At 59.0% G+C, this 26,303-nt stretch carries 28 protein-coding genes; 17 read left to right on the top strand and 11 right to left on the bottom strand.

What is annotated here, in order from left to right:
• The first annotated feature begins 49 nt into the window (after positions 1-49).
• Complete coding sequence (locus tag JJD74_RS02620) at positions 50-937, top strand: LysR family transcriptional regulator (protein ID WP_047299793.1); 888 nt, start codon at positions 50-52, stop codon at positions 935-937.
• Here the strand turns inward: JJD74_RS02620 and JJD74_RS02625 are convergent.
• Positions 927-1,385: a flavodoxin gene (locus tag JJD74_RS02625; RefSeq protein ID WP_042557701.1), complete on the bottom strand. Its 459-nt coding sequence runs from the start codon at positions 1,383-1,385 to the stop codon at positions 927-929. The genes JJD74_RS02620 and JJD74_RS02625 overlap by 11 nt on opposite strands.
• A gap of 153 nt (positions 1,386-1,538) precedes the next feature.
• On the opposite strand from JJD74_RS02625, the gene JJD74_RS02630 reads away from it, so the two are divergent.
• The gene (locus JJD74_RS02630) at positions 1,539-1,997 is read left to right on the top strand and encodes a PAS domain-containing protein (protein WP_042557700.1); all 459 of its coding nucleotides are present in this window, start codon (positions 1,539-1,541) and stop codon (positions 1,995-1,997) included.
• Between the two features lie 72 nt (positions 1,998-2,069).
• A complete protein-coding gene (locus JJD74_RS02635) occupies positions 2,070-2,675 on the top strand; it encodes a hypothetical protein (protein ID WP_042557699.1) in 606 nt (201 codons plus the stop codon).
• A 3-nt stretch (positions 2,676-2,678) separates the two neighbouring features.
• On the opposite strand, the gene JJD74_RS02640 is transcribed toward JJD74_RS02635, so the two are convergent.
• Positions 2,679-3,638: a MerR family transcriptional regulator gene (locus JJD74_RS02640; protein WP_042557698.1), complete on the bottom strand. Its 960-nt coding sequence runs from the start codon at positions 3,636-3,638 to the stop codon at positions 2,679-2,681.
• A 209-nt stretch (positions 3,639-3,847) separates the two neighbouring features.
• On the opposite strand from JJD74_RS02640, the gene JJD74_RS02645 reads away from it, so the two are divergent.
• The 6 genes from JJD74_RS02645 to JJD74_RS02670 all read left to right on the top strand — a co-directional run bounded on the left by JJD74_RS02645 (position 3,848) and on the right by JJD74_RS02670 (position 6,970).
• Positions 3,848-4,423, top strand: coding sequence for an antibiotic biosynthesis monooxygenase (locus JJD74_RS02645; RefSeq protein ID WP_042557697.1), 576 nt, complete (start codon positions 3,848-3,850; stop codon positions 4,421-4,423).
• 136 nt (positions 4,424-4,559) lie between these two features.
• Positions 4,560-5,270 (top strand): dihydromonapterin reductase, encoded by a 711-nt coding sequence (folM, locus tag JJD74_RS02650; RefSeq protein ID WP_115147447.1) that lies wholly within the window; start codon positions 4,560-4,562, stop codon positions 5,268-5,270.
• 22 nt (positions 5,271-5,292) lie between these two features.
• On the top strand, positions 5,293-5,853 hold the full coding sequence (gene folE / locus JJD74_RS02655; RefSeq protein ID WP_042557695.1) for a GTP cyclohydrolase I FolE: 561 nt from the start codon (positions 5,293-5,295) through the stop codon (positions 5,851-5,853).
• Complete coding sequence (gene folX, locus JJD74_RS02660) at positions 5,854-6,225, top strand: dihydroneopterin triphosphate 2'-epimerase (protein ID WP_016771653.1); 372 nt, start codon at positions 5,854-5,856, stop codon at positions 6,223-6,225. It abuts the gene before it with no gap.
• 117 nt (positions 6,226-6,342) lie between these two features.
• Positions 6,343-6,639, top strand: coding sequence for a DUF1244 domain-containing protein (locus JJD74_RS02665; RefSeq protein ID WP_042557694.1), 297 nt, complete (start codon positions 6,343-6,345; stop codon positions 6,637-6,639).
• Positions 6,632-6,970: a HopJ type III effector protein gene (locus tag JJD74_RS02670; RefSeq protein WP_200611118.1), complete on the top strand. Its 339-nt coding sequence runs from the start codon at positions 6,632-6,634 to the stop codon at positions 6,968-6,970. The genes JJD74_RS02665 and JJD74_RS02670 overlap by 8 nt, the downstream gene beginning before the upstream one ends.
• 185 nt (positions 6,971-7,155) lie before the next feature.
• Here the strand turns inward: JJD74_RS02670 and trxB are convergent, their stop codons facing one another.
• Complete coding sequence (trxB, locus tag JJD74_RS02675; protein WP_042557693.1) at positions 7,156-8,118, bottom strand: thioredoxin-disulfide reductase; 963 nt, start codon at positions 8,116-8,118, stop codon at positions 7,156-7,158.
• A 310-nt stretch (positions 8,119-8,428) separates the two neighbouring features.
• On the opposite strand from trxB, the gene cysZ reads away from it, so the two are divergent.
• Together cysZ and JJD74_RS02685 are read left to right on the top strand one after the other, a co-directional pair.
• Entirely contained in the window at positions 8,429-9,181 is a 753-nt protein-coding gene (gene cysZ / locus JJD74_RS02680) for a sulfate transporter CysZ (RefSeq protein ID WP_047299788.1), read from the top strand.
• Positions 9,182-9,235: 54 nt separating this feature from the next.
• A complete protein-coding gene (locus JJD74_RS02685; protein WP_200611121.1) occupies positions 9,236-10,435 on the top strand; it encodes a glycosyltransferase family 4 protein in 1,200 nt (399 codons plus the stop codon).
• A 136-nt stretch (positions 10,436-10,571) separates the two neighbouring features.
• Here JJD74_RS02685 and JJD74_RS02690 read toward each other — a convergent pair whose 3' ends face one another.
• The 3 genes from JJD74_RS02690 to JJD74_RS02700 all read right to left on the bottom strand — a co-directional run bounded on the left by JJD74_RS02690 (position 10,572) and on the right by JJD74_RS02700 (position 12,949).
• Entirely contained in the window at positions 10,572-11,675 is a 1,104-nt protein-coding gene (locus JJD74_RS02690; RefSeq protein WP_042557690.1) for an NADH:flavin oxidoreductase, read from the bottom strand.
• Between the two features lie 182 nt (positions 11,676-11,857).
• Complete coding sequence (locus JJD74_RS02695) at positions 11,858-12,340, bottom strand: glutathione peroxidase (RefSeq protein ID WP_042557689.1); 483 nt, start codon at positions 12,338-12,340, stop codon at positions 11,858-11,860.
• A 123-nt stretch (positions 12,341-12,463) separates the two neighbouring features.
• Entirely contained in the window at positions 12,464-12,949 is a 486-nt protein-coding gene (locus JJD74_RS02700; protein WP_042557688.1) for an FKBP-type peptidyl-prolyl cis-trans isomerase, read from the bottom strand.
• Here JJD74_RS02700 and JJD74_RS02705 point away from each other — a divergent pair.
• The 3 genes from JJD74_RS02705 to JJD74_RS02715 are packed head-to-tail and all read left to right on the top strand — an operon-like array spanning position 12,918 to position 16,310.
• Positions 12,918-13,244 carry a DUF3565 domain-containing protein gene (locus JJD74_RS02705; RefSeq protein ID WP_200611123.1) on the top strand — a complete coding sequence of 109 codons (327 nt, stop codon included), beginning with the start codon at positions 12,918-12,920 and terminating at the stop codon, positions 13,242-13,244. The genes JJD74_RS02700 and JJD74_RS02705 overlap by 32 nt on opposite strands.
• 60 nt (positions 13,245-13,304) lie before the next feature.
• Entirely contained in the window at positions 13,305-15,404 is a 2,100-nt protein-coding gene (gene pta, locus JJD74_RS02710) for a phosphate acetyltransferase (protein WP_200611125.1), read from the top strand.
• Complete coding sequence (locus JJD74_RS02715) at positions 15,405-16,310, top strand: acyltransferase (RefSeq protein ID WP_042557685.1); 906 nt, start codon at positions 15,405-15,407, stop codon at positions 16,308-16,310.
• 205 nt (positions 16,311-16,515) lie between these two features.
• Here JJD74_RS02715 and cysN read toward each other — a convergent pair whose 3' ends face one another.
• From cysN to JJD74_RS02735, 4 genes are all read right to left on the bottom strand, one after another.
• Positions 16,516-18,414 carry a sulfate adenylyltransferase subunit CysN gene (gene cysN, locus JJD74_RS02720; RefSeq protein ID WP_200611127.1) on the bottom strand — a complete coding sequence of 633 codons (1,899 nt, stop codon included), beginning with the start codon at positions 18,412-18,414 and terminating at the stop codon, positions 16,516-16,518.
• Between the two features lie 53 nt (positions 18,415-18,467).
• Complete coding sequence (locus JJD74_RS02725; protein WP_200611129.1) at positions 18,468-18,809, bottom strand: four helix bundle protein; 342 nt, start codon at positions 18,807-18,809, stop codon at positions 18,468-18,470.
• Positions 18,810-18,913: 104 nt separating this feature from the next.
• Positions 18,914-19,831 (bottom strand): sulfate adenylyltransferase subunit CysD, encoded by a 918-nt coding sequence (gene cysD, locus JJD74_RS02730; protein WP_007912374.1) that lies wholly within the window; start codon positions 19,829-19,831, stop codon positions 18,914-18,916.
• A gap of 250 nt (positions 19,832-20,081) precedes the next feature.
• Positions 20,082-20,840, bottom strand: coding sequence for a Nif3-like dinuclear metal center hexameric protein (locus tag JJD74_RS02735; protein ID WP_042557683.1), 759 nt, complete (start codon positions 20,838-20,840; stop codon positions 20,082-20,084).
• Positions 20,841-20,943: 103 nt separating this feature from the next.
• Between JJD74_RS02735 and algW the strand changes: the two genes are divergently transcribed.
• The 3 genes from algW to JJD74_RS02750 all read left to right on the top strand — a co-directional run bounded on the left by algW (position 20,944) and on the right by JJD74_RS02750 (position 25,038).
• Positions 20,944-22,101, top strand: a complete 1,158-nt coding sequence (algW, locus tag JJD74_RS02740) for a Do family serine endopeptidase AlgW (protein ID WP_042557682.1) — start codon at positions 20,944-20,946, stop codon at positions 22,099-22,101.
• A gap of 87 nt (positions 22,102-22,188) precedes the next feature.
• Complete coding sequence (locus JJD74_RS02745; protein ID WP_047299782.1) at positions 22,189-24,306, top strand: TonB-dependent siderophore receptor; 2,118 nt, start codon at positions 22,189-22,191, stop codon at positions 24,304-24,306.
• Between the two features lie 12 nt (positions 24,307-24,318).
• Complete coding sequence (locus JJD74_RS02750) at positions 24,319-25,038, top strand: DUF4198 domain-containing protein (RefSeq protein ID WP_200611131.1); 720 nt, start codon at positions 24,319-24,321, stop codon at positions 25,036-25,038.
• A gap of 210 nt (positions 25,039-25,248) precedes the next feature.
• On the opposite strand, the gene hisC is transcribed toward JJD74_RS02750, so the two are convergent.
• Complete coding sequence (gene hisC, locus JJD74_RS02755; protein WP_042557679.1) at positions 25,249-26,301, bottom strand: histidinol-phosphate transaminase; 1,053 nt, start codon at positions 26,299-26,301, stop codon at positions 25,249-25,251.
• Positions 26,302-26,303 lie beyond the last annotated feature (2 nt).

Consider the following 26,303-nt stretch of genomic DNA (forward strand, 5'->3'; position numbering starts at 1 on the left):
CCTAAAGCGAATTGTTAGACTCACAACCATTCCAAAATGGAATCCGCTTATGGAATTCAAACAGCTGCGCAGTTTTGTCGAAGTCATGCATCAGGGCGGCTTCACTCAAGCCGCAAAAACCTTGCACATCAGCCAGTCGGCTGTGAGCAAACAGGTCGCACAACTGGAGCAAAGCATTGGCACGCCATTGCTTGAGCGCCTTGGCTCACAACTGCGCCTGACGGCCGCCGGCAGCGTGGTATTGCAACGCGCCGAAGGCATGCTGCGTCTGCGTAATGAGTTGCTCAGCGAACTGGATGACCTGAGTCAGCTGGCGCGTGGGGAACTGCGCCTCGGTTTGCCGTTGCTGGGCAGCGATGCGCTGTTCGCCGGAGCATTCGCCGAATACCGACGGCGCTATCCGAACATCAGCATTCAGTTGCTTGAGGGCGGCAGTCGCAACATCGAGCAAGCGGTGTTGAGTGGCGAACTGGAGTTGGGCGGCAGCCTGATGCCGAAGGATGCGCAGTTCGACTGTCAGCCGTTTTGTGACGAAAAACTCGACGCCCTGCTGCCGGTGGATCATCCACTGGCGAATCGGGGCGAGATCGGGCTGGAGGAGTTGGCCGACACGCCGTTCCTGCTGTATCAACGCAGCTTCGTGCTCAATGACCGCTTGCTCCAGGCGTGTCAGCAAATGGGCTTTACGCCCAAGGAAGGCGGGCGCAGTGGTCAGGCGGATTTTCTCGCGGCGCTGGTCGCCGCCGGGCAAGGCGTGGTGCTGTTGCCCAGCGTCGTGGCGCGCGGTCTGGTGCGACCAGGCGTCGTACGCCTGGCCTTGCGAGCGCCGGATTATTTGCGCTGGGACATCGCTTTCATCTGGCGCCACGGCGCCTATCTGTCGAAGGCCGCGCAAGCCTGGCTGGCGCTGCTGCGCGAGCGGGCGATCAGCCCTTGAGCGCGCCGATCAGATCCGCCAGCCACGGCTCGGCGTCGGTTTCCGGGGTGACGCTTTCGCTGGCATCGAGGCGCAGCATGTCTTGCACTTCACGCAGGCCGAGCTCGCTGAAAAACAGTTCGCGCATTTGCTCACCGCCACCGCAGAAGGTGTCGCCGTAACTCGCATCGCCCAACGCAATCACCGCACCGGGCAAACCACGCCAGGCGGCCGGCAATTGATCGCGGATCATCGAATACAACGGTTGCAGGTTGTCCGGCAACTCGCCCATGCCGGTGGTCGAGGTCACGGCGAGAAACGCTTCAGGCGCGAAAGCCTGAACCTCGGCCAGACTGGCGCGCGAGCTGTAGAAGGTTTCAAAGCCAGCGGCTTTCAGCAGGTTCTGGGCGTGGCGGGCGACTTCTTCGGCGGTGCCGTAGACCGAACCGGAGAGGATGGCGACTTTCATCAATCTGATCCTGAAGCTGAAAAAAAGAACGGCGATAGTAACAGCCTCAGCCGTGAAGTTGCGATTCGCTCTCAATGAGCGCTGATGGCCTATGGACAGGCATCGCCGATCTTCTAGAATGCGTGCCACTGACAGCTCTGAGGGGAATCACGGATGATCAGCGCCAGTTTGCTGCAAATGATGATCAACGCATCGAACGACGGAATTTCGGTCGCGGAAAGGGAGGGCGAACGGGACAACATCCTGATTTACGTCAACCCGGCCTTCGAACGCCTGACCGGTTACACCAGCGAAGAAACCCTCTACCAGGACTGCCGTTTTCTGCAGGCCGGAGACCGTGACCAGGAGAGCCTGAAATTCATCCGCGAAGCATTGCGTACCAACGGCTCGTGCCGGGAGGTGTTGCGTAACTACCGCAAGGACGGCACGCCGTTCTGGAGTGAATTGTCGCTTTCAACGGTAAAAAATGCCGATGACGGGCAGACGTACTTTATCGGCGTGCAAAAGGATGTGACGATTCAGGTCAAGGCTCAGCAACGTGTCGCGCAGCTGGAAGCCAAGGTCGCTGCCCTGGAAGCGGAAATCGCCGCTTTGAAAGCGACAAACGGTTAAAACAAACCATCGAACTTGTTGTCATTAACTACAATCACCAATGACTTTGTAACTATTCCTTTCGAGTTAGCCATGCAACGCGACGCACTCCTGACCCAGGATGAGCTGGATTTTATCCAGACCATGCAGCACAACCCGCAGCTCAATGTGCGGGATGCGACGTCGAGCCTGCTGGTTAACGGCGGTTCGCAAATCCGTGATTTGCTCACACGTCTGGCCGCTCACGAACAAGTGACTATTCAGGCCAACTTCGAAAACCAGCAAATGACGTTTCCGCTGCATCTGGTGGAAGACGAATTTCATGCGCTGCACCTGCGTCTCGGTGTGCCAAGCATCTACGAAGATGGCCCGATGGTTCGTCCGTGGCGGCTGGCACTTGAAGAGCCAGTGGCGCTGGAGAATGCCAAAGGCCAGGCGGGCACGCTGTGGGTTCACGAGGTTTCACACAAAGGCGTACTGCTGGAAGTGCGCAACAAGACCAAACCGCCCAAGCACTTCGCTCTTTGGTTCAGCCCTTCGGGTTATGAGCGGATCGCATTGCGCGGCAGTTTCGAGCGCGAAACCGAAAGTGGTTTCTACGCCTACGAGCTCAGCCAGACAGACAGCGACGAAACCGAGCGTCTTCGACAATTCATCCTGCAGCAACATCGTCTGACACACCCTGCCCTGCACACCTGATTCTCAGGTATCAAGCTTCCCCGCCAGAAACTGAGTCATGCGCTGACGCATGTTCGCCCCTTCATTACCCAGGCACGCCACTGATGTTCCGGCCAGGCTCTCTTGCGCCAGATCAGACGCATCGCCAGCGAGCATCAGCTGACAATCAAGACTCAAGGCGAGTCGATTCAGACGCCGGGGCAAATCGGCACTCGGGGCGTGATTGGAAAACAGCACCAGTGCGTCAGGTTTGGTCTTTTCGCAAATGAGGGTCAGCTCATCGAGCGGCTGGCCGGTGGTCAACACCCGAACGCCCGAGTCATTGCCACTCAGAAACAACGCCGCCACCAGCAACTCAAGCTCCCGGCATTGCCCGGCCAGTGCACTGACGATCACCCGTCGCGGTTGCGAGCCACGCAGGGTGATGATCCGATGCAACACACGCGCCCGAAGAAATCCGTCAAAGAACAGCCATTCGCTGGTCTGCCCGAAGGCATCCTGACGCTGCAACAATTGCAGCCACAACGGCATCAGGATGTCTTGAAATACAACGGGCAACGCATAAGAAGAAAAGATCTGACCGTAGACCTGGTCCAGTAGCTGATCATCGAAAGAGCTGATCGCCTGCTGGAGTTGCACCTGCCATTGCAGATAGTCGGCTTGCACCAGTTCATCGGGAATGATGTGCGCGAGGACTTTCAGCGGTTCGGTCTTGGCGAGGATCTTGCCGATCTTGCTGACCGCCACACCGCGATCAATCCAGTCGACGATGCTGCGAACACGCTCGATTTCGGTCATCGAATACAGCCGATGCCCACTGTCGGTGCGCACCGGCTGGATCAAGCCATAGCGACGTTCCCAAGCGCGCAGGGTGACCGGATTGACCCCTGTCACCTTCGCGACTTCGCGGATAGGGAAAAGGTCCTCGCACTCAAGCGCAGCAGATGTCTGAGAATCAGCGTGCGCGTCTGTCATCACAGGCATTTGGCCAACTTCCGGTCTTGTGAATTGGATCCCATTCTACCTCTGATGCCCTGTTTGCGTTCAAGTGGAGATATGCGACGAAAGTCTCTGGTTTAAACACGAAAATCAGGAATAATCCTTGCTTGCTGAAAAGCGCAGGCCTCCACCCCGGCCTTGCGTCAGGCGAAACTCCTACCCGGAGTGACGCAATCGAGATACGGAGATACACAATGTCTACTTCCCCCGTCACGCTGATGGTTGCGCGTCGCGTCGCCGATGGCCGCTATCAGGATCTGATCGCCTGGCTGCGCGAAGGCGAACAACTGGCCACCGATTTCCCCGGTTATCTGGGCTCCGGCGTGCTCGCACCGCCGCCTGGCGATAACGAATTCCAGATTATCTTCCGTTTTGTCGATGAACAGACTTTGCATGCCTGGGAGCATTCGGCCTCGCGTACCGCCTGGCTGGATCGTGGCAGCGATCTGTTTGCCCACCCCAAAGAGCATCGTGTCAGTGGCATCGAAGGCTGGTTCGGTACAAGCGTAGTCGGCCAGCGCCCGCCGCGCTGGAAACAGGCGATTGCGATCTGGCTGGCATTCTTCCCGGTGTCGCTGTTGTTCAATTTTGTCGTGGGCCCGTTGCTCGCTGACATGAGCCTTTTGCCGAAAGTGTTGATCAGCACGGCGTGCCTGACGCCGCTGATGGTTTATTTCTTTATCCCGTTGTCGACGCGGTTGCTGGCGAACTGGTTAAACAGCACGCCAGCGCGTCCGCTGCCGGTTACGCCGTCCGCGCAGAACCGCTAAAAGATCGCAGCCTCGTTGCACTCGAGTGCTCCTGCACAGCTGCAACATTGACGCAGTGCAGGAGCTGGCGAAGGCTGCGATCTTTTCAGGCCCGCCGCTGTTATAGTTTTTGCACCCACCGCGACGCGAGCCGTTCATGACTACAACCTCCGCCCCGATCCTGATCACTGGCGCCGGCCAACGCGTCGGTCTGCACTGCGCGCAGCGTTTGCTCGAAGACGGCTACAGCATCATTTTCACCTACCGCAGCGATCGTCCCGGGGTGCAAACGTTGCGTGATCTGGGCGCCATCGGGGTATTCGCGGATTTCTCCAGCGAAGCAGGCATCCTCGCGTTCATCGCCGAACTGCACACCCACACCGACAGCCTGCGGGCAATCGTGCATAACGCCTCCGACTGGCTCGCGGAAACCCCGGGCAGCGAAGCCGAAGCGTTCAACCGCATGGTCAACATCCACATGCTCGCGCCCTATCTGATCAACCTGCACTGCGCCGACCTGCTCAAGCAGTCGACACCCGCCGACATCATCCACATCAGCGACGATGTCACCCGCAAAGGCAGCAGCAAACACATCGCCTATTGCGCCAGCAAAGCCGGGCTCGACAGCCTGACCCTGTCGTTCGCCGCCCGTTATGCGCCGGCGATCAAGGTCAACGGCATTGCGCCGGCCCTGCTATTGTTCAATCCCGACGACGACGCGGCGTACCGCGCCAAGGCCTTGGCCAAATCCGCGCTGGGCATCGAACCCGGCAGCGAAGTGATCTACCAGAGCCTGCGCTACCTGCTCGACAACCCTTACGTCACCGGCACGACCCTGACCGTCAATGGCGGAAGGCACGTCAAATAACGCTGTCCCGCGAGGATGTTCGATGACCCGCTCCCTGCCCGAGAACTACCGTGAAATCCTCATTGGCCTCGGTGAAGATCCCGACCGTGAAGGATTGCTCGATACGCCGGCGCGGGCGGCCAAGGCCATGCAATACCTGTGTCACGGCTACGAGCAGAGCGTGGACACGATCGTCAATGGCGCGCTGTTTGCCTCTGACAGCGACGAGATGATCATCGTCGCCGACATCGAGTTGTATTCATTATGCGAACATCACCTGCTGCCCTTCATCGGCAAGGCCCATGTGGCTTATATTCCCACTGGCAAAGTGCTGGGGCTGTCGAAGATCGCGCGACTGGTGGACATGTTCGCCAGACGCCTGCAAATTCAGGAAAACCTCACCCGGCAAATTGCCGATGCGGTGCAACAGGTTACCGATGCCGCCGGTGTTGCGGTGGTCATCGAGGCCAGACACATGTGCATGATGATGCGCGGTGTCGAAAAACAGAATTCGACCATGAACACCTCGGTCATGCTCGGCGCCTTCCGCGACTCGAGCAACACCCGTCAGGAGTTCCTGCAATTGATTGGACGGAGCAAGTAAATGCCACAACTTCAGCCGGGAATGGCGCGTATCCGGGTCAAGGATCTGCGCTTGCGTACCTTTATCGGGATCAACGAGGACGAAATCCTCAACAAGCAGGATGTGCTGATCAACCTGACCATCCTTTACGCCGCGCAAGAAGCGGTGCGTGACAATGACATCGACCACGCGCTCAATTACCGCACCATCACCAAGGCAATCATCGCCCACGTCGAGGGCAATCGTTTTGCCCTGCTCGAGCGCCTGACCCAGGAATTGCTCGATCTGGTGATGACCAACGCATCGGTGCTGTACGCCGAAGTCGAAGTCGACAAGCCGCACGCGCTACGATTTGCCGAGTCGGTGTCAATCACGCTCGCGGCAAGCCGCTGAGCTTCAAGTTTCAAGCTTCAAGCTTCAAGCTTCAAGCGGTAAGCTAACAGCCGACCCGACCCGATCCAATCTTGCAGCTTGAAGCTTGCCGCTTGAAGCTGTCTCGCAGAGACTCCCATGAACGAGCAACAACGCCTCGAACTCGAAGCCGCCGCCTTCCGCCGACTGGTTGCGCACCTGGACAGCCGCAAGGACGTACAGAACATCGACCTGATGAACCTCGCCGGGTTCTGCCGCAACTGCCTGTCGAAGTGGTACAAGGCCGAAGCCGACGAGCGCCAGATCGAGGTCAGCCTCGACGACGCCCGCGAAGTGGTTTACGGCATGCCGTACGCCGAGTGGAAAGCCCAATTTCAGCAAGAAGCCAGCGCTGAGCAACAAGCGGCGTTCGCCAAAGGAAAAACCCATGAGTGACCTGAACACCCTGCGCGCCAGCCTCAAGAGCGGCGAACACGCTTTCGCCGACACCCTGGCCTTCATTGCCGCGGGCTATGACTACCAGCCTCAGGCGTTCAACAACGGTGGCGTGGAAAACGCCGCCGGGCAGAACGAAGGCTCGTGCAAGACTCTGGGTCTGGCGCTGCTGGAAGGCTTGAGTGACGAAGAAGCGCTGCTGGCGTTCGGCGAGCATTACCGCTCGGTAGTGGCCACGCCTGAGGGCAGTGATCACGGCAATATTCGGGCGTTGATCCAGCATGGCCTGGGCGGCGTGAAATTCACCGCCCAGCCCCTGACCCGCCGCTAACTTCAGCTGCAAACCCAATTCCTGTGGGAGCGAGCCTGCTCGCGAATACGGACTGACATTCGACATTGATGTCGACTGAAACAGCGCATTCGCGAGCAGGCTCGCTCCCACATTGGAACTGTGTTGAACCTGAAACCCGAGCACAAAAAAACCGGCCAATCGGCCGGTTTTTTTATGTCTGCGATTTAGAACGAAGCGTTCTGCAGACCGTCCAGGTAACGCTCGGTATCCAGTGCCGCCATGCAACCGGCGCCGGCCGAGGTGATGGCCTGACGGTAAACATGGTCGGCCACGTCGCCGGCGGCGAAGATGCCTTCTACGCTGGTCGCAGTAGCGTTGCCGTCGCGGCCGCCCTGCACTACCAGATAACCGTCTTTCAAGGTCAACTGGCCTTCGAACAGCGAGGTGTTCGGAGTGTGGCCAATGGCGATGAACACGCCGTCGACAGTGATTTCGTCGAAGCTGCCGTCGTTGTTCTTCAGACGTGCACCGGTCACGCCCATGTTGTCGCCCAACACTTCGTCGAGGGTGGCGTTGAGCTTGAGGATGATCTTGCCTTCAGCCACGCGAGCGTTGAGCTTGTCGATCAGGATCTTCTCGGCGCGGAACGTTTCGCGACGGTGGATCAGGGTCACGGTGCTGGCGATGTTGGCCAGGTACAGGGCCTCTTCAACAGCGGTGTTACCGCCGCCAACCACTGCAACCGGTTTGTTGCGGTAGAAGAAACCGTCGCAGGTCGCGCAGGCCGAAACGCCTTTGCCCATGAACGCTTCTTCCGACGGCAGGCCCAGGTAACGAGCGCTGGCACCGGTGGCGATGATCAGGGCGTCGCAGGTGTAGGTCGCGCTGTCGCCGGTCAGGCTGTAAGGCTTGGAAGCGAAGTCGACGGCGTTGATGTGATCGAAAACGATCTCGGTTTCAAAACGCTCGGCGTGCTCGCGCATACGCTCCATCAGCACCGGACCGGTCAGACCGTGGACGTCACCCGGCCAGTTGTCGACTTCGGTGGTGGTGGTCAGTTGACCGCCAGCCTGCATGCCGGTGATCAGCAGTGGCTTGAGGTTGGCACGCGCGGCATACACCGCAGCGCTGTAACCGGCAGGGCCGGAACCGAGAATGATCACTCGCGAATGACGGACTTCAGACATGAATCTGCTCCTGTTGACCGGCCAATACAGCTGGCGCGGACGCCGGACTGCCGGCGGAATAAAAAAGGACTGTGGATAACCTTGGGGAAGGCATTAGCTCGACAGTCCTGTAAAAAGTTGGGTGCAGCGTATCGAGGGGGGCAAGATTAAGGAAATACGGTTTAACAATCCAGCTCATAGGTGGTCTCTATGCCGAGACACTGACGAGATGGACGTCTTTGTTACAGTGAATGTCGATCGCTCTGCCGCGCTTTCGCACGTGGTGCAAAGTCGGTAAGGTCGGCGCGTTTTCCCTTGCTCGGAGCACCCTATGCCCGCCCCTGTTCTGTCTGGCCCGCAATACCTGCGTGAAGGCCTCAAACTGGTTCTCAGTCCCGGCCTGCGCCTGTTCGTGTTGCTGCCGCTGGCGATCAACCTTGTGCTGTTCGTCGGATTGATCTATCTGGCCGGCCACCAGTTCAGCCTGTGGGTCGACACGCTGATGCCATCGCTGCCCGAGTGGCTGAGTTTCCTCAGTTACATCCTGTGGCCGCTGTTCGTGGTGCTGGTGGCGTTGATGGTGTTTTTCACGTTCACCATGCTGGCCAATATCATTGCTGCGCCGTTCAACGGTTTCCTCGCGGAAAAAGTCGAAGTGGTGGTGCGTGGCACCGACGACTTCCCGGCCTTCAGCTGGGGTGAGCTGGTCGCCATGGTCCCGCGTACCCTGGCCCGGGAAATGCGCAAACTCGGCTACTTCCTGCCTCGGGCGCTCGGCCTGTTCATTCTCTCGTTCATCCCCGTGGTGAACATCATCGCCGCGCCGCTGTGGCTGTTGTTCGGCGTGTGGATGATGGCGATCCAGTACATCGACTACCCGGCGGACAACCACAAACTGGGCTGGAACGAGATGCTCGCCTGGCTGCGCGAGAAGCGCTGGCAGAGCATGAGCTTCGGCGGGATCGTGTATCTGGTGCTGCTGATTCCGGTGGTCAACATCCTGATGATGCCGGCCGCGGTGGCCGGGGCGACGCTGTTTTGGGTGCGTGAGCGCGGTGCCGAGAATCTGGTGACTCAGCGCTGAGGCGCTCAAAAACAGCCCGTCACAAATCCATCATCCGAACGTCACAAGCACGACATGGCCTCAGCCGACACTGAGGTCATGACGACAGCTCTATATATCACTCTGATCAGCGAAACCTTCCCACCGGAAATCAACGGCGTGGCCAATACCCTTGGCCGCTTGTGCGATGGACTGCGCGCGCGTGGACATCGTGTCGACCTGATACGCCCACGTCAGGCCGACGATCCGCAGCGTACTGAAGACGATGGCTTGCTCCTGTGCCGGGGCTGGCCGCTGCCGGGCTATCCAGGATTGCAATGGGGCCAGTCGTCGATGCACAAGTTGCTGCGGCGCTGGAAGCACCAGCGTCCGGACGTGCTGTACATCGCCACTGAAGGCCCGCTCGGTCTGTCGGCGTTGCGAGCGGCGCGGCGTCTGGGGATTTCGGTGGTCAGTGGCTTCCATACCAATTTCCAGCAATACACCAGCCAGTACGGCCTCGGCTTGCTGACGCGGCTCCTGACGCATTATTTGCGCTGGTTCCACAACCGTTCGGCGCTGACACTGGTGCCGAGTATCAGTCAGCGACTTGAACTGGAGCGACGGCATTTCGAGCGACTGGCGTTGCTGTCCCGCGGTGTGGACAGCCAGTTGTTTCACCCGGCCAAACGCCTGAACGCCCTGCGTGAGCAATGGGGACTGGGCGAGCGCGATATTGCGGTGATTCACGTAGGAAGGCTCGCGCCAGAGAAAAACCTTGGTTTGCTCAAACGCTGCTTTGAAAAGCTGCGCGACACTTATCCACAGCGCACTCTGAAGCTGATCGTGGTCGGTGACGGGCCGCAACGCATGGCGCTGGAGAAAGATCTGCCCGAGGCGATTTTCTGCGGGTCGCAGCGCGGTGAAGCGTTGGCCGCGCACTATGCGTCCGGCGATGTGTTTCTGTTTCCGAGCCTGACCGAAACCTTTGGCAATGTCGTGCTCGAAGCGCTGGCGTCAGGGCTTGGCGTGGTGGCCTACGATCAGGCAGCGGCGGCGCAGCATATTCGCCACGGCTACAGCGGCGTGCTGGCGATGCCGGGCGATGAAGAGGCGTTTTGCGATGCGGCGGCGTGGTTGCTGGAGAAGTATGAAACGTTGCGCTGCGTGCGCCTGAATGCTCGCCAGCATGCGAGTCGCCAGGGGTGGGCGGCGATTATCGAGCAGTTTGAAGGGCATTTGCGCGGGGCGTGCGTCGGGGAGCAGGTTGTCCCTAATGCACAGACATTGCCATAGATTTTTACTGGTCTTGAAGCCACCTTCGCGAGCAGGCTCGCTCCCACAAGGGATCTCCAGTGAACACAGGATTTGTGAATACCGGCGAAACCTGTGGGAGCGAGCCTGCTCGCGAAGGGGTCAGTAATGGCGCCGCTTAAACCAGCGTCATCAACGCTTCACGGCTGAACGGCAGAATGTCCTGCTCACGCCCTTCGCGCACTTTCAGTGCCCAATCCGGATCGACCAGCAGTGCGCGCCCCACCGCGACCAGATCGAATTCCTCTTTGTTCAGACGCTCGAGCAGGTTCTCCAGACTGGCCGGCTCTGCGACCTTGTCGGTGTTGACCATGAACTGCAGGAACTCGCCATCCAGGCCTACGCTGCCGACAGTGATGGTCGGTTTGCCGGTCAGCTTACGCGTCCAGCCAGCCAGGTTCAGCTCGGAGCCGTCGAATTCCGGCTCCCAGAAACGCCGCGTCGAGCAATGGAAAATGTCCACGCCAGCGTCGGACAGCGGCTTGAGGAATTCACCCAAGGCTTCCGGGGTTTGCACCAGCCGTGCGGTGTAATCCTGCTGTTTCCATTGCGAGAAACGGAAGATGATCGGGAAACCCTCGCCGACGGCTGCACGCACAGCCTGAATCAGCTCGATGGCAAAGCGCGAACGGTTGGCCAGACTGCCGCCGTATTCGTCAGTGCGCTGGTTGCTGCCTTCCCAGAAGAACTGGTCGACCAGATAACCATGGGCGCCGTGGATTTCCACGCCGTCCATGCCGATGCTTTGGGCATCCTTGGCCGCTTGGGCGAAGGCGCCGATCACGTCCTGGATGTCCTGCTTGGTCATGCCGTGCACTACGACCTGACCGTCCTTGAGTTTTTCCGACGGACCATAACCCGGCACGCTGGCGTCCGGTTCGGTGCCGATGCGGCGCACGCTACCGACGTGCCACAGCTGCGGAACGATCTTGCCGCCCTCGGCATGTACCGCGTCGACGACTTTTTTCCAACCGGCCAAGGGTGCTTCACCAAAGAACTGCGGCACATTCGGGTAACCGTTGGACGCAATATGGCCGACGGTGGTGCCTTCAGTGATGATCAGGCCGACGCCAGCAGCAGCGCGACGACGGTAATACTCGATGACTTTGGAGTTCGGCACGCCACCCGGAGAAAACGAACGGGTCATCGGTGCCATGACTACACGGGTCGGCAGTTCGAGAGTGCCGAGGTGGAACGGTTTGAACAGGGCTTGAACCGGCATGGGAAGACTCCGCAGGGAATGACTTTATGACGGCGATAATATTGATCGGCAAGCGCCTTGAACAGCACTATTGATCTGAATGATTAAGGCATAGAAACGAAAAGATCGCAGCCCCAGCAGTCCCCTGTAGGAGCTGCCGAAGGCTCGGGCCGCGATCGGACGATCTCTTGATCTTGATGGTTTTAGCCCAGCGCTTTCTCGATTGCAGCAATCACGGTCGGATCATCCGGCGCCGTGCGCGGCGAGAACCGGGCCAGCACGCGACCGTCCTTGCCAAGCAGGAACTTCTCGAAATTCCAGGTGATGTCACCAGGAAACTCCGCGCCCTCGCCCGCCAGCAGCCGATAGAGCTGATGACGCTCGTGACCATTGACTTCGAGCTTGCTCGACAAAGGGAACGTCACGCCATAGTTGAGGCTGCAGAAATCCTGGATTTCCTGTTCGGTGCCTGGCTCCTGACCGGCAAACTGGTTGCACGGCAGGCCCAATACACTGAAGCCTTTACCCTTGAATTGCTGATAGAGGTTTTCCAGCGCCGCGTACTGAGGGGTCAACCCGCATTTGGAGGCGACGTTGACCACCAGCACGACTTGGCCCTTGAAGGGCGCCAGCGGTAGCTCCTGACCATCCAGGGCTGTCAACTTAAGATCGTGAAAAGCACTCATGACGAACTCCAGATTCCCGTGTTCTACTCGAAACAGCCACTTGGCGAGACCACCAAGGACAGCCGCGGACTAAAAAAGGCGCCCGCAGGCGCCTCTCCAGTACTCGAAGCTTAGCGCAGAAAATCAGTGCTGATGGCCACCTTCGCCATGGACGTGACCATGAGCGACTTCTTCCTGGCTGGCATCACGGATAGCAACGATCTTCACTTTGAAGTTCAGGCGCTGACCGGCCAATGGGTGGTTGCCGTCGACAGTGACGTCGTCGCCGTCCAGGTCACGGATGGTGACGATTTGCATCTGGCCGTCCGGCGCCGAAGCGTGGAACTGCATGCCAACTTCCAGCTCGTCAACGCCTTCGAACATGCTGCGGCTCAGGGTGCTGACCAGTTCGGCAGCGTATTCGCCGTAAGCGTCTTCCGGTTCAACGGAAACTTCCAGTTCGTCACCAACAGCTTTGCCATCCAGGGCTTTTTCCAGGCCCGGGATGATGTTGCCTGCGCCTTGCAGGTAGACCAGCGGAGCGCCGCCGGCGGAGCTGTCGATGACCTCACCAGCGTCGTTGGTCAGGGTATAGTCGATGGAGACAGCCTTATTGGCGGCGATCAGCATGGGGCGAGACCTTTTGCAGAAGAATATAGAAAGACCAAGTTTAGCGAAGCAAACGCGCGAAAGCGAACACAACCCGGACAAACGGGATTCGACGATTACCGGCTTCCATCAGGACGAGGACGGTCACTGGGTGGCCGAGCTTTCCTGTGGCCACACTCAGCACCTGCGTCACCAGCCACCGTGGCAATCGCGCGCGTGGGTGCTGGACCCGGCGCAACGTATTGAAAAAATAGGCCAACCCTTTGCCTGCGGTTGGTGCGCTCAAGGCTCGGTTAGCGATAACCTTGGCGACTGAATTTCGGTAGGCAGTCACGTATAGATCGCCACCATTGCCATGCACCCTTAGAGAATTCGCATGCAAACTTTTTTTATCGCACCCACCGATTTTGGTGTGGGTCTGACCTCCATCAGCCTCGGGCTGGTGCGTACGCTGGAGCGGGCCGGGCTGAAAGTCGGTTTCTTCAAACCGATCGCCCAACCGCATCCGGGCGACACCGGCCCTGAGCGCTCCACCGAACTGATGGCGCGCACCCACGGCCTGAAACCACCACAGCCGCTGGGTCTGGCCCATGTCGAGCGGATGCTGGGCGATGGCCAGCTCGATGAGCTGCTCGAAGAAATCATCACCCTGTATCAGCAAGCAGCCGTCGGCAAAGACGTGCTGGTGGTTGAAGGCATGGTGCCGACCCGCAGCGCCAGTTACGCCGCACGGGTCAATCTGCATCTGGCGAAAAGTCTGGATGCCGAAGTGATTCTGGTCTCGGCGCCGGAAAACGAAGTGCTCGCCGAACTCTCCGGCCGCGTCGAATTGCAGGCGCAATTGTTCGGGGGTCCGAAGGACCCGAAAGTCCTCGGTGTGATCCTCAACAAGGTCAAGACCGACGAGAGCATGGAAGCGTTTGCCGCACGTCTGAAGGAGCACTCGCCGTTGCTGCGCAGCGGTGATTTCCGTCTGCTCGGCTGCATCCCGTTCCAGCCTGAACTCAATGCGCCGCGGACCCGCGACGTCGCCGATCTGATGGGCGCACAAGTGCTCAACGCCGGCGACTATGAAACCCGCCGGATGACCAAAATCATCATTTGCGCACGCACCATGCGCAACACCGTCGAGCTGCTCAAGCCCGGTGTGCTGGTGGTGACGCCGGGGGATCGTGACGACATCATCCTTGCGGTCAGCCTCGCGGCGATCAACGGCGTGCCGCTGGCCGGCCTGTTGCTGACCAGCGACACCCTGCCCGATCCGCGCATCATGGATTTGTGCCGTGGCGCCTTGCAGGCCGGACTGCCGGTGTTGTCGGTGAGCACGGGCTCCTACGACACCGCCAACCTGCTCAACGGCTTGAACAAGGAAATCCCGATCGATGACCGCGAGCGAGCGGAGATCATCACCGATTTCGTCGCCAGCCACCTCGACGCCAACTGGCTGCACCAGCGCTGCGGTACACCGCGCGAGATGCGCCTGTCGCCGGCGGTGTTCCGTTATCAACTGATTCAGCGCGCCCAGGCCGCCAACAAACGCATCGTCCTGCCTGAAGGCAGCGAGCCATTCACCGTGCAGGCGGCGGCGATTTGTCAGGAACGCGGGATAGCCCGTTGTGTGTTGCTGGCCAAACCCGAAGACGTCGAAGCGGTCGCCCGCGCCCAAGGCATCGTATTGCCACCGGGGCTGGAGATTCTCGATCCGGATCTGATCCGCGAGCGCTACGTCGAGCCGATGGTTGCCCTGCGCAAGACCAAAAGCCTCAACGCCCCAATGGCCGAGCAGCAACTGGAAGACACCGTGGTGATCGGCACCATGATGCTCGCTCTGGATGAAGTCGACGGCCTGGTTTCCGGCGTGATCAACACCACCGCCAATACCATCCGTCCGGCCCTGCAACTGATCAAGACCGCGCCGGGCTGCACGCTGGTGTCGTCGGTGTTCTTCATGCTGTTCCCGGAGGAAGTGCTGGTCTACGGCGACTGCGTGATGAACCCGCACCCGAGCGCCACCGAACTGGCAGAGATCGCCCTGCAAAGCGCCGACTCGGCCGCAGCATTCGGCATCACCCCGCGCGTCGCGATGATCAGTTACTCCAGCGGCGAATCGGCCACTGGCGAGGAAGTCGAGAAAGTCCGCGAGGCCACCCTGCTCGCCCACGAACAACAGCACTCGCTGCTGATCGATGGCCCGCTGCAATACGACGCCGCTGCCAACGAAACCGTCGCTCGGCAACTGGCACCGAACAGCCCGGTGGCCGGTCGCGCCACAGTGTTTGTGTTCCCCGATCTGAACACCGGCAACACCACACACAAAGCTGTGCAGCGCAGCGCCGACTGCGTCAGCCTCGGCCCGATGCTGCAAGGCCTGCGCAAACCGGTGAACGACCTGCCGCGCGGCGCGCAAATCGACGACATCGTCTACACCATCGCCCTCACCGCGATTCAAGCCGCCAACCGACCTATGGATGTGTAAATGCTGGATTTCCTACCTGCGCCGCTGCGCGGCGTGATCGCCTCACTGTTGTTGGCGCTCAATACGATTCTGCTGTGCTCGTTCCTGTTCTGCGTGGCGCTGATCAAGGCCTTGCCGTTCGCCTTCACCCAGCGCATCGCCGGTTGGCTGATGAGCCACACCCACGAAGCGTGGATCAGCAATAACAAGGGCTGGATGAATCTGGTGCGGCGCACGCGCTGGCACATCAGCGGCCTGCAAGGTCTCGACTACAACCACTCCTATCTGATTACCAGCAACCATCAGAGCTGGGTCGACATCCTGGTGCTGCAATACGTACTCAACCGTCGCATCCAGCCGCTGAAGTTCTTCCTCAAGCAAGAACTGATCTGGGTGCCGGTGATTGGTCTGGCGTGGTGGGCACTGGGCTTCCCGTTCATGAAGCGCTACTCCAAGGCCTATCTGGAAAAACACCCGGAGAAAAAAGGCAAAGACCTCGAAACCACCCGCAAGACCTGCGCGAAATTTCGCAACAACCCGGTGGGAATCTTCAACTTCGTCGAAGGCACGCGCTTCACCACTGGCAAGCATGCACAGCAACAGTCGCCGTTCAAATACCTGCTCAAGCCGAAGGCTGGTGGCATTGCGTTCGTGCTGGATGCAATGGGCGAACAGTTGGAGTCGATCGTCAACGTGACCATCCACTACCCAGCCGGGCGCCCGGGATTTTGGGATTTACTTTGCGGCAACGTGCGAGACGTAGTGGTGCACTTTGAAGAGCTGAAGATTCCTCAGCAGTTCATCGGCAAGAATTACGATCAGGACGGTGAGTATCGTTTGCAGTTCCAGGGCTGGATCAATCAGCTGTGGCTGGATAAAGACGCGCTGCTCGAACAGATGCACCGCGAGTATCCAGCGAAGTCTTGAAGCGTCTGTTCTGACCTCATCGCTGGCAAGCCAGCTCCCACAGCTTTCTCTGCCTTACACAAAATTTGTGTGCGCTGAAAATCCCTGTGGGAGCTGGCTTGCCAGCGATAGCCATCTAAAGGTCAAAAAAAAGCCCGCCGATGATTGCACATCGGCGGGCTTTTTCTTGCAGCTTGAAACCAGAAGCTTGCAGCTGCTTTATCGCTTAAATCGCGCCACGTTGACGCAGCAGATCCAGCACTTGCTTGACGCTCTCTTCCAGCGACAGCGCCTGAGTGTCGATCACCAGGTCAGCATTCAACGGCACGTCATACGGGAAGGACTCACCCGGAATATTATCGCCGCCCGCCGCATACAACCCCTGCGGATCACGCTCTGCACATACCGTCGGCGAAGCCTGCACATAAACCGTCAGTAGACGATCCTTGCCAATCAGTTCCTTGGCCTGCTCGCGCCCTTCAGCACTCGGCGCCACGAACGCCGCCAGAGTCAGCAAACCAGCCTCGTTAAACTGACGCGCCACATGCGCGGCACGACGCCAGTTCTCGGTACGACCAGCACGATCCTGTGGCAGACCTTTGTTCAGGTCCTGACGCAGATTCTGGCCATCGAGTACAAACACCGCACGACCGAGGTCGAACAACTTGCGCTCGACCGCATAAGCCAGCGTGCTCTTGCCCGCGCCCGACAGACCGCTGAACAGCACGGTGGCCGGTTGCTGACCAAAGCGCTGCGCACGTTCTTCAGTCGCCACATGCGCCAGTTTGCCGTGGTGTGTCGTGGTGCCATGCGAAACAGGCTGAGCGACGATCATGCCAGCGCCAACGGTGCCGTTGGTCAAACGATCGATGATGATGAACGCGCCGGTGGTGCGGTTGCTTTCGTATCCGTCGAGGGCAATCGGCGCATCAAGCGCGATCCTGACCTTGCCGATTTCGTTGAGCTGCAAAGCGCTCGCCGGGCCTTCTTCCAGCGTGTTCACGTCGACCTTGTTGATGATGCTGGCAATCGAGCCCGGCACGTAACTGGTCGCCCGTTTGATGTCGTACTTCTTGCCCGGCAGCATCGGCTCTTCAGCCATCCAAACCAGCATCGCTTCGAAGCTGTCAGTGACCGGCGGCACGTTGTCGGCATGCACCAACAGGTCGCCGCGAGAGATGTCGATTTCGTCTTCCATGGTCAGCGTCACCGCTTGACCAGGACCCGCATGCTCCAGTTCACCTTCGAAAGTGACAATGGATTTCACGCGGCTGCTCTTGCCCGACGGCAGCACCACGACCTCGTCACCCTTTTTGACGATGCCGCTGGCGAGGGTGCCGGCGAAACCGCGGAAGTTCAGGTTCGGACGGTTGACGTACTGCACCGGGAAACGCAGATCGGTGAAGTTGCGGTCGCCCGCCACTTCCACGGTCTCGAGAATTTCCATCAGCGACTGACCGGTGTACCACGGCGAGCGCTCGGATTTGTTCACCACGTTGTCGCCTTTCAGCGCAGACATCGGCACAAAGTGCATGCTGGTCGGCTTCATCTTCAAGCCTTCGGCGAACTTCAGGTAATCAGCCTTGATCGACTCGAACACGCCTTCATCGAAGTCCTTGAGGTCCATCTTGTTGATGGCGACAACGATGTGTTTGATCCCCAGCAAGGACGCGATGAAGCTGTGGCGACGGGTCTGGGTCTGCACACCGTAACGGGCGTCGACCAGTATGATCGCCAGGTCACAGGTGGACGCACCGGTGGCCATGTTGCGGGTGTACTGCTCATGGCCGGGGGTGTCGGCAATGATGAATTTGCGCTTGGCGGTGGAGAAATAACGGTAGGCGACATCGATAGTGATGCCCTGCTCACGCTCGGCCTGCAGACCGTCGACCAGCAACGCCAGGTCGATATCATCGCCAGTAGTGCCGACTTTCTTCGAATCGCGGGTGATGGCTTCCAGATGATCTTCGTAGATCATTTTGGAGTCGTGCAGCAGGCGCCCGATCAGGGTGCTCTTGCCGTCATCGACGTTACCGCAGGTCAAAAAGCGCAGCAGCTCTTTACGTTCGTGCTGGCCCAGGTAGGCGAGGATGTCCTCGCTGATCAAATCAGATACGTGGCTCATTGCATTCAAGCTCCGAGCTGTAAGCTTCAAGCGGCAAGCTTGTCGGCGTACAGCTAGTCAGAAATTTTGTTGATCAACCCGACCAGCATTCTAGAAAGCTCTCGGGTTTCCATAATCCAATTTTCAGCCAGCGGTCCTGCGATGTAAGCGATATCTCGGCCTATCAGGATTTGGGTTCGCAACTCGCCACAAGAAGCCTTCGCGATCCAAAGAAAATGAACCTTCTCTTTGCAACTCCGACGCTCCATGCCTTCAGCAATATTGGAAGGCACTGACAGTGCAGAGCGGGTGATCTGATCCTTGAATCCAAAATCCCCGCATCGCGCAAACTCTCTAAAAATCCTCACCGCTAGACATTTGCTTCGCTGCCAAACAACCAGTTTCTCGAAATCCATTACGAGGCATCCGATCCCGGCTCACAGCAACCGGCCGCAAGCGCCAAACCGCAAAGTTACGCATACCGCCTTTAACTTGCAGCTTGCCGCTTGTAACTCGAAGCTTAAAAGTATCCCTGACGTTTTTTGTCTTCCATGGAGCCTGCGCCATCGTGGTCGATGACCCGGCCCTGGCGCTCGGAAGTTCGCGTCAGGAGCATTTCCTGAATGATGTCCGTGAGGCTCTCGGCCTCGGACTCCACCGCGCCCGTCAACGGGTAGCAACCAAGGGTACGGAAACGCACTTTCTTTTTGACGATGCGCGCTTTGTCTTCGTCGGACAGGTGCTCGAGGATGCGCTCGTCGTCGATCATGATCAGCGTGCCGTTCTTCTCGATCACTTCACGCTCGGCGGCGAAGTACAGCGGCACAATCGGGATGCCTTCGAGGTAGATGTACTGCCAGATGTCCAGCTCGGTCCAGTTCGACAACGGGAACACACGAATGGATTCGCCCTTGTTGACCTTGCCGTTGTAGACGTTCCACAGCTCCGGGCGCTGATTTTTCGGGTCCCAGCGGTGCTTGCTGTCGCGGAACGAATACACGCGCTCTTTGGCGCGGGATTTCTCTTCATCGCGACGGGCACCGCCGAACGCTGCGTCGAAACCATGCTTGTCGAGCGCCTGTTTCAGGCCCTCGGTTTTCATGATGTCGGTGTGCTTGGCGCTGCCGTGGGTGAACGGGTTGATATTCTGCGCCACGCCATCCGGGTTGATGTGCGTGATCAGGTCCAGACCAAGCTCTTCGACCATCTTGTCGCGGAACTTGTACATTTCCTGGAATTTCCAGCGGGTGTCGACGTGCATCACCGGAAACGGCAGTTTGCCCGGGAAGAACGCCTTGCGTGCCAGGTGCAGCATCACGGCGGAGTCTTTACCGATGGAGTACAGCATCACCGGGTTATCGAACTCGGCGGCCACCTCGCGGATGATGTGGATGCTTTCCGCCTCCAGCTGTTTCAGATGCGTCAGTTTGTCGACCATGGCTACTCACGAAAGCTTTCTTATGAACGGCCAGCGGGCCGTGTTCGAGCGGGGAATCCTAGCACAGCGACCTCTTCTAATCAGGACGCCAACTAGAACGAAAGGACATATGAATATGCCCACTCGTTTGGGCGAAGGCATTCAATGTGGGAGCGAGCCTGCTCGCGAAAGCGTCGTGTCAGGCAGCGCTGTATTGAAGCGTAAATCGTATTCGCGAGCAGGCTCGCTCCCACCAGGGTTTGTGCTGGATTCAAATGGGATTCGGGCAGTCGATGAAGATGTGCTCGAGAGCGAAGCGTTTTGCCAAATAGTCGCCCAGCGCCTGCACGCCGTAACGCTCGGTGGCGTGGTGGCCGGCGGCGATAAAGCTGATGTCGTTTTCCCGGGCGCTGTGGAATGTCTGCTCGGAAGCTTCACCGCTGAGAAACAGATCGACACCCGCCGCCACGCCGTGATCGATGTAGCCCTGACCACCGCCAGTGCACCAGCCTACCCGGCGGATCATCCCGCTGCCTTCAACCAGCAGCGGTTCACGGCCCATCACTTCCTGGACCTTGCGGGCGAAATCGCGCGGGGTCATTGGCTCGTTCAGCGAACCGACAAGCCCGACTATTTTCAGATTATCCGGATCCAGAGGCCCTTCAACGGTGATGTCCAACTGACGCGCCAACTGCACGTTGTTGCCGACATCCGGGTGCAGATCCAGCGGCAAGTGATAGGCGAGCAGGCTGATGTCGTGCTTGAGCAAAGTCTTCAAACGACGCTGCTTCATGCCCGTGACGCAGGGGTTTTCGCCCTTCCAGAAGTAACCGTGGTGCACCAGCACCAGATCGGCCTCGGCCTCGACGGCGGCATCGAGCAACGCCTGGCTCGCAGTGACGCCGCTGACGATGCGCATCACTTGCGGACGGCCTTCGACCTGCAAGCCGTTAGGGCAATAATCGGCAATTTTTGCACTGGCCAGGTATCGGTCGGCTTCTTCGACGAGGGTGCTGAGGGCAACGGCCATGAAAGACTCCTAAATATCCCGTTCAGAGGCACGCGCGGCCTCGTATAATGCGCGACATTATGGGCGGTCTGACTTCGCCTGCAACTTTTCCAGGACGTGTTTAATGTTCAAGGCGCTGCGTTTTTTTGGCTGGCCATTGTTGGCCGGTGTGCTTATCGCTCTGTTGATTATTCAGCGATACCCGCAGTGGGTCGGGCTGCCAAGCCTCGACGTCAACCTGCAACAGGCGCCGCAGACCACCCTTGTGCAGCAGGGGCCGGTGTCCTATGCGGATGCGGTGACGATCGCCGCGCCGTCGGTGGTCAACCTGTACACCACTAAAGTCATCAACAAGCCGGCGCATCCTTTATTCGAGGATCCACAGTTCCGCCGTTTCTTTGGTGACAACTCGCCGAAGCAGAAGCGCATGGAGTCGAGCCTCGGTTCCGGCGTGATCATGAGCCCGGAAGGCTACATCCTGACCAACAACCACGTTACCAGCGGCGCCGACCAGATCGTCGTAGCACTCAAGGATGGCCGGGAAACCCTGGCCCGAGTGATCGGCAGCGATCCGGAAACCGATCTCGCCGTCCTGAAAATCGACTTGAAAAACCTGCCAGCGATCACTGTCGGCCGTTCCGACAGCATCCGCATCGGCGACGTTGCGCTGGCCATCGGCAACCCGTTTGGCGTCGGCCAGACCGTGACCATGGGCATCATCAGCGCCACCGGGCGTAATCAGTTGGGCCTGAACAACTACGAAGATTTCATCCAGACCGACGCGGCCATCAACCCGGGCAACTCCGGCGGTGCACTGGTGGATGCCAACGGCAACCTCACCGGCATCAACACGGCAATTTTCTCCAAGTCCGGTGGCTCGCAGGGCATCGGTTTTGCCATCCCGGTGAAACTGGCGATGGAAGTGATGAAGTCGATCATCGAGCATGGACAGGTGATTCGCGGCTGGCTCGGCATCGAAGTGCAGCCATTGACTCAGGAACTGGCCGAATCGTTTGGCTTGTCCGGGCGTCCGGGCATTGTGGTGGCGGGGATCTTCCGCGACGGCCCGGCACAGAAGGCCGGCCTGCAACTGGGCGACGTGATCCTCAGCATTGATGGCGAGCCGGCCGGCGATGGTCGTCGCTCGATGAACCAGGTCGCGCGCATCAAACCGACCGACAAGGTCACGATTCAAGTGATGCGTAACGGCAAGGAGATCAAGCTCTCGGCAGAAATCGGCTTGCGTCCACCGCCGGCGCCGGTGCAGGAAAAACGAGAGTAAAAATTTATTCGCGTCAGCGGCGCGAATAAAAGACATTCTCAAAAGGCATGTTATATTGTTTCAATCTAACAATTGGAACAACATAACATGTCGTCTCGAACAAAGGCCTCCCTGCTTGGCCTGACTCTCGGTCTACCCCTTGCCTTGCTGGGCGATGCGGCCTTTGCCGAAGAGCCGCAACCGCTCGAACTTGACGCGATCAGCGTCACCTCCGATTACGAATCCCCCACTGGTCCAGTCAAGGGCTACCGTGCCACGCGCTCATCCAGTGCGACCAAAACCGACACGGCGATCCGCGATATCCCCCAGGCAATCAGCGTGGTGCCTGCCAGCGTGCTCAAGGATCTGGGCAGTACCAGCGTCGAGCGCGCACTGGATTTCGCTGGCGGCGTATCGAAGCAAAACAACTTCGGCGGCCTGACGCTCTACGAATACAGCGTGCGCGGTTTCACCACCTCGGAGTTCTACAAGGACGGCTTCAGCGCCAATCGCGGGTACCCGAGCACACCGGACGCAGCCAATATCGAGCGTATCGAAGTGCTCAAAGGCCCGGCGGCCAGCCTATATGGCCGTGGCGACCCGGGTGGCACGGTGAACATCGTCACCAAAAAACCACAGCCCGAAGCCTTTACCACGTTGCAGACCAGCGCTGGCAGCTGGGACCGTTATCGCACGGCGCTGGACGTCAACACGCCGCTCGATGAACAGGGTGACGTGCTCTCGCGGATCAACCTTGCAGTCGAGGACAACCACAGCTTTCGCGATCACGTCGACAGCAAACGCGTATTCGTCGCGCCATCGATCAGCTGGCAACTGAACCCGGACACGTCGCTGTTGGTGGAAAGCGAAATCGTCCGCCACAGCTCGACGTTCGATCGTGGCATCGTCGCGCCTGGCAATAAATGGAGCGGTGTTTCTCGTTCGACGTTCCTCGGTGAACCCAACGACGGCAACGTCGACAACCACAACAACCTGCTTCAGGCGACGCTCGAGCATCACCTTAACGACAGCTGGAAACTGCGTCTGGCCAGCCATTACAAGGAAGGCAAACTGTGGGGCGACGCTTCCGAAAGTCGCCCGCTGAATGCCGACGGTCATACCGTCAACCGCCGTTACCGCGAGCGCGACACCAACTGGCACGACAGCATCACCCAACTGGAATTGCGTGGTTTGTTCGACCTCGGCCCATGGCAGCACGAACTGCTGATCGGCACCGAATACGAGAACTTCCGCAAGAACGAGCGCGTCACCACCATCGCCGGCGGCCCCTACGCCATCGACATCTACAAGCCGATCTACGGCAAGCCGAAACCCAACGGCGCACGCTCGGGCACTGACACTTTCGAGCACCTCGAAAGCCACGCGCTGAACCTGCAGGATCAAATCGTCTTTACCGACAAATTGCGCGGGATGATCGGCGCACGTTTCGAACACTTCGAACAAAACATCGATGACCACAGCCGCAACGCCAGCAGCCGCCAGACCCACGACGCTCTTACCCAGCGCGCCGGCCTGCTCTATCAACTGACGCCCAACACTGGCCTGTTCGCCAACGCCTCGACCTCGTTCAAACCAAACAACGGCCTAGATGCGGCCGGCAAATCCTTCGATCCGGAGGAAGGTGTCGGCTACGAAATCGGCATCAAAAACGAACTGTTCGACGAACGTCTGAGCAGCACCCTCGCCTTCTTTCACATCGACAAGGAAAACGTCCTCGCGCTCGACCCCGCCACCGACACCAACCGCGCGATGGGCAAGGCACGCAGTCGCGGCTTCGATCTGCAGGTGACCGGTCAAGTCACCGATGCCCTGCGGGTGATTGGCGCCTTCGCCTACATCGACGCCGAAGTGACTCAGGGTGACGCCGTGATTCCCACCGGCAGCCGCATCCTCGGCGTGGCCAAACGCAGCGGCAGTCTGCTGGGTGTTTATGAATTTCAGGACGGGCATCTGCGCGGCTCGGACGTTGGCGCAGCGTTCACTTACGTCGGTGATCGCTCGGGCGAATCCGGCAGCGATTTCGAATTGCCGGCGTATCACACCGTCGACCTGCTGGCCCATTACAAGGCCAGCGACAACGTCACCGTCGGCCTGAACCTGAACAACGTATTCGACGAAAAATACTACGAGCGCTCTTACAGCAATTACTGGGTCAACCCCGGCGAGCCGCGCAATTTCACCGTCAGCCTGTCACTCAATCTGTAAAAGGAAGTCACCATGCAATACGGCAAAACCCTGCTGGTCATCGCCGCGCTGTTCGCCGGACAAGCCTCGGCCCATGGTCTGTGGACCGAACAACGGCGCGGCAACATCGAAGTGATCTACGGTCACGGCGCCGAAGACAACGCCTTCAAGGCCCAGAAAATCAGTGGCGCGTGGGCCTACGACGCCAGCGGCAAGATGATCCCGGTCAGCGTCGAGCGCCTGCCCGATCACGCCCGCCTCAAACCGTTGAAAACACCCGCAGTAATGGCCGTGGCGTTGAATAACGGGATGTGGTCGCAGACCGCTGACAAGAAGTGGATCAACGAAGGGCGCAGCAAAGTGCCGGGCGCCGTCGAGGGGACGCAGACGTTCAAGTACAGCCTGGCGATCTATCAACCGGGGGCAAAGTTGCCCAAGCTGGATCAGATCAAGTTGCTGATTCTGCCGGAAGTTGATCCGCTGACGGTCGGGCCAGGCAAATCATTGCCGGTGCGCGTGTTGCTTGATGGCAAACCGGCGGCGGGCGTCAAGTTGATCGGCGATTACCGCAACGCACCCAATACCCTGAGCACCGAGACCGACAAGGACGGCCGCGCGCAGGTGCTGGTGCGAAATGAAGGGTTGAATGTGATTGCGGCGCAGGTTGAGGTGCCGGTGAAGGACAGTGTTGATGTGAACAGTCGCGGGTTGTTCAGTTCGCTGACGTTCCTGGGCGAGCCGCATCACGAATAAAAAACTCACCCTCATCGCAAACGCCGCCCGCCCAGCCCTCTCCCGGAGGGAGAGGGAACCGACCGAGTTGTCTTGCGGAATACAACGACCTGAAATACCGAGTCGATTATAGATTCGGTAAAGCATTCCCCAGGTCGGTGTAACGCTGAAGCATCCCCCAATCAGTCCCCTCTCCCTCCGGGAGAGGGGCAGGGTGAGGGGCTTTTGCCTTTACAGTTCACCAAGCCCATCGATCAATGCCTGATTCTGCTCCGGCGTGCCAATCGAAATCCGCAGGAACTGCGCAATCCGCTCCTGCTTGAAGTGCCGCACAATCACGCCCTGCTCACGCAGCTTGGCCGCCAGTCCTGCCGCATCATGTTGCGGGTGACGGGCAAAAATGAAGTTCGCCGCCGACGGCAACACCTCAAAACCCTTGCCCTGCAATTGCGCGACAACCCACTCGCGACTTTCGATGACCAAACGGCAAGTCTTGTCGAAATACTCACGATCCTCGAATGCCGCCGCCGCGCCGACGTTCGCCAGGCGATCCAGCGGATAAGAGTTGAAGCTGTTCTTGATGCGCTCCAGCGCCTCGATCAAATCCGGATGCCCCACCGCCAAGCCAACCCGCAGGCCTGCCAGAGATCGGGATTTGGACAGGGTCTGGGTCACCAGCAGGTTCGGATAACGATCCACCAGACTGATCGCCGTTTCACCACCGAAGTCGATGTACGCCTCATCCACCACAACTACCGAGTTCGGGCTGGCGATGAGAATCCGCTCAACCGCATCCAGCGCCAACAGGCAGCCAGTCGGGGCGTTCGGGTTAGGGAAAATGATCCCGCCGTTTGGCTTGGCGTAATCCGCCGGGTTGATCTGGAACTGCGCATCCAGCGGCACCGCGTCGAACTTGATGCCGTACAAACCGCAATACACCGGATAAAAGCTGTAGCTGATGTCCGGGAACAGAATCGGCTGATCGTGTTGCAGCAAGCCGTGGAAGATGTGCGCGAGCACTTCGTCCGAACCGTTGCCAAGAAACACCTGATTGGTCTGCACGCCGTAGTAAGTGGCGACAGCATTTTTCAGCAAATCGCTGTTCGGGTCCGGGTACAGGCGCAGGTTGTCGTTGAGTTCGGTCTGCATTGCCGCCAAGGCTTTTGGCGACGGGCCGTACGGGTTTTCGTTGGTGTTGAGCTTGACCAGTCTGGTAAGCTTCGGCTGTTCGCCCGGCACATAAGGCACCAGATCCTTGACGAACGGGCTCCAGAATTTACTCATGT

It is taken from the genome of Pseudomonas sp. MF6776 (assembly GCF_016613125.1).
In the GTDB taxonomy this organism is placed as follows: Bacteria; Pseudomonadota; Gammaproteobacteria; order Pseudomonadales; family Pseudomonadaceae; genus Aquipseudomonas; species Aquipseudomonas iridis.